Below are 2,656 nucleotides of genomic sequence, written 5' to 3'. Positions count from 1 at the left end.
GTCGTCGAGGAGGATGGCGTGTTCGGTGCCGAGCTCGGGGTTGATGTGGAGGTCGCGCAACGTGTCGAGGACGTCAGCGAACTCGGCGGCCTCGCAGAGGGAGGCGGCCTGGTGGTGGTACCCGCAGAAGCGGGAGGTGGTGGAGTTCGAGTAGCTGGCCATGAGGCCTATCTTGGCCGAATGTGGCCGCTCTTGACAACACTAGGTGGCCACTATAAGACAAGACGCGCAACCCCCCGACAGGGTTGCCTCCAACGACAGAGATCCCCCGCCGCACCCGGGCACGGGCACGACGGGGGATCAGGGCCGGCGCCGGGGAGGGGACCCGCGACGCCGGAGCTCAGTCGCCGAGCAGCACCAGGCGTCGCACAGCCGCCCGCAGGTCGGCCACCTGCGCGTCGATGACCACCTCGGTGCCCGAGCGCTGCACCGTCACGGCCACGTCCACCGGGATGGGTGCCGGGCAGCGCAGGCAGGCCACGGTGGCGGGCACGATCACCGGCGGATGCGCGGGTTGTCCAGACCATGCGCGAGCCGGTCGAGGCCCTCGGCGAGCTCGGGCGCCCCGCGGACGACTGCACCCCGGACGGCCGCGTCAATCGGACCCGCCCATGCCCGCGCCACGTCCCGGGCCGCGTCCTCGCGCGCGAGCGCGTCCGGGCCGCGAAGCAGTCCGATGGCCTCGTGCGCGGCCGCCTGCCTGCCCGCCACGATCCCCTGCTCGTACGCCTTCACGAGCGCCTCGTCACGCTGGTTCACCGTCGATCGCCATCCGTTCCTTAACTCGGTCGTCAGTCACGGCTGCTGCTCCGGTGTCTCGACAGGCGCGGGCAGCAGAGAGATGGAAGCCGGGACAACGGCCGGCTCGTAGAGTGTCCGGTAGTCCTTCGTCTCCGACCCTGAGCAGGCGCTCGACACGGCGTCGTGCGGGGCGATCAGCCCATCAGCCTGCACGGAGACGGTGCCGCCACACCATGTGCACCAGCCGAACGGTCCTGCTAGCTCTCGCAGGAGGTCGGGGTGAGCGAGCAGGGCATCGACGGCAGCCCCGGCTAGGTGCCACGCGGCGACCTCCCCCGTCGAGCCGCTTACGAAGACGTCGATCAGTTCGCCGATGGCCCGGTCTCGGGCTGTGGGCTTCTCGGTGGGGTCAGGCATCACGGGTCTCCTCGGTAGTCAGGGAACGGGCGGCGGCCTCTTCCGCTTCCTGCGCTTGCCGCCACGACAGGGGCACGTACTCGCGGTTCGTGACACCGAAGCCGATGTTCTCCACGAGTGGGTCGAGGTCTGGTTCGGCGGTATCCGGGGCAGCCGGCCCCCGCAGTGCTGCTCTCACCGAGGCGGCCACATGCTGCTCGTCGGCGTCGTACCCGTACTCCCGCAGCACCTCGACCACATCCCGGCGATCCTTGAGCTGGATGCGCACTGCGGGCGGGAGGTCGTCGGCGCCATCCAGCGGATTGGGGGCCTGGACGGTGTCCCCCGACGCGATGCGGGCGTGCTTGATCGCAGCTGTCGCCAGCTGGTTGTAGTCCGCGCCGGTCTCCCGCTCGTGGTGAGGCCGGTCCCCGCAGTCGCACTCAGCGCTGTGCAGCGCGGCGGCCATGTCGTCTCGCTCGCGGGGGTGGATGACCCTCAGCCCGCGGGCCTGTCCGGTGTCCGGGACCGCGTTCACGCCGCGACAGCCGCAGTCGCACGGAGCCTCGTGCGCCACGGGCGGTGCCGGGACTGGTCGCAGCTCTACCGCATCAGCAGGGAGGGAAGCCTCGATGCCTCCCGCGTACACATGGGGCTTGACCTGCACGACGTCGTAGCTGGAGCGGTCGTAGTTGAGGTGCGACCTCTCCACGAAGAGCAGGCCATCTGCGAGCCACACGCGGGGTGGGGTGTCGTCGGTACTCACTGGTCCTCCGCGTCAGGGCAGCCGATCAGGGATCTCTCGTCGGCGAGGTGCACGACAGCACCCAAGAACAGGCCCACCACCACAGCCACGGCGGCCCAGACCAGGGAGGCGGTGACGATCCGGAGAAGGACGCTCACGTCTCCTCCCCCGTCCGGATCTTCCCGCAGAAGCACCCGCCGTTGCGGGCCATATCGCTGCGGCAGGCCCAACCGATTGGACGCGTCGGCAGCACGGGCTGACCATCTTCGCGGCCGTGCTGCGCCCACATGACGAGGTCGGTCCAGCACTGACCGGGCAGCCTGTTCATCTGGTTGGCGATCTTCCAGCGCAGGTTCTCGCGCACGCTCACGTCGTCTCCTCCTCACCGGTCAGGGACCAGTCGCGGTACAGGGCGGGGTCGTCCCACGGCGGCTCGTACGCGGCCAGCTCGGCGAGCGTGACGAGGCGCTCCGTGGTGGGGTCGGCCAGCACGGGGTCGGGGGACTTCGGCGAGGCGGTCACGACGCCACCGGGTGACAGGTCATGACCGGCGGGTTCGTCTCAGTCGGCTCCGGGGTGGATGTCGGGCCGGGTTCAACGGTCGGCGGGGGGCCCGCGTGGGTCGGCCGAACCGGAGGCGCCGTTTCGGGCGTGGGCGGCGTGTGCCCACCCTCGGCGGCCCGGACATGTTCCGGCGACGGCACTGGCTGCTCCTGCGGGGCCGCCGGCGGGGCGGGTAGATGCGCAGCCGCCGGGACGTCACGCACCTCCGCA

At 70.7% G+C, this 2,656-nt stretch carries 7 protein-coding genes; all 7 read right to left on the bottom strand.

The window, feature by feature from the left end:
* Positions 1–340: 340 nt before the first annotated feature.
* Complete coding sequence (locus tag JWR81_RS25665) at positions 341–499, bottom strand: hypothetical protein (protein ID WP_297658419.1); 159 nt, start codon at positions 497–499, stop codon at positions 341–343.
* Complete coding sequence (locus JWR81_RS25660; protein ID WP_297658417.1) at positions 496–759, bottom strand: hypothetical protein; 264 nt, start codon at positions 757–759, stop codon at positions 496–498. The genes JWR81_RS25665 and JWR81_RS25660 overlap by 4 nt, the downstream gene beginning before the upstream one ends.
* Positions 760–795: 36 nt before the next feature.
* On the bottom strand, positions 796–1,158 hold the full coding sequence (locus JWR81_RS25655; RefSeq protein ID WP_297658415.1) for a hypothetical protein: 363 nt from the start codon (positions 1,156–1,158) through the stop codon (positions 796–798).
* Positions 1,151–1,606, bottom strand: a complete 456-nt coding sequence (locus JWR81_RS25650) for a hypothetical protein (RefSeq protein ID WP_297658413.1) — start codon at positions 1,604–1,606, stop codon at positions 1,151–1,153. The genes JWR81_RS25655 and JWR81_RS25650 overlap by 8 nt, the downstream gene beginning before the upstream one ends.
* Positions 1,607–1,899: 293 nt before the next feature.
* A complete protein-coding gene (locus JWR81_RS25645) occupies positions 1,900–2,040 on the bottom strand; it encodes a hypothetical protein (protein ID WP_297658411.1) in 141 nt (46 codons plus the stop codon).
* Positions 2,037–2,252: a hypothetical protein gene (locus JWR81_RS25640; RefSeq protein WP_297658409.1), complete on the bottom strand. Its 216-nt coding sequence runs from the start codon at positions 2,250–2,252 to the stop codon at positions 2,037–2,039. The genes JWR81_RS25645 and JWR81_RS25640 overlap by 4 nt, the downstream gene beginning before the upstream one ends.
* Positions 2,249–2,404, bottom strand: coding sequence for a hypothetical protein (locus JWR81_RS25635; RefSeq protein ID WP_297658407.1), 156 nt, complete (start codon positions 2,402–2,404; stop codon positions 2,249–2,251). Before JWR81_RS25635 ends, JWR81_RS25640 begins: the two co-directional genes overlap by 4 nt.
* Positions 2,405–2,656 lie beyond the last annotated feature (252 nt).

The sequence above is a fragment of the Pseudonocardia sp. genome (assembly GCF_025965585.1).
Lineage (GTDB): Bacteria > Actinomycetota > Actinomycetes > Mycobacteriales > Pseudonocardiaceae > Pseudonocardia.
Note: the sequence above shows the minus strand (reverse complement) of the source record. Positions and strands in the feature narration are given on the sequence as shown.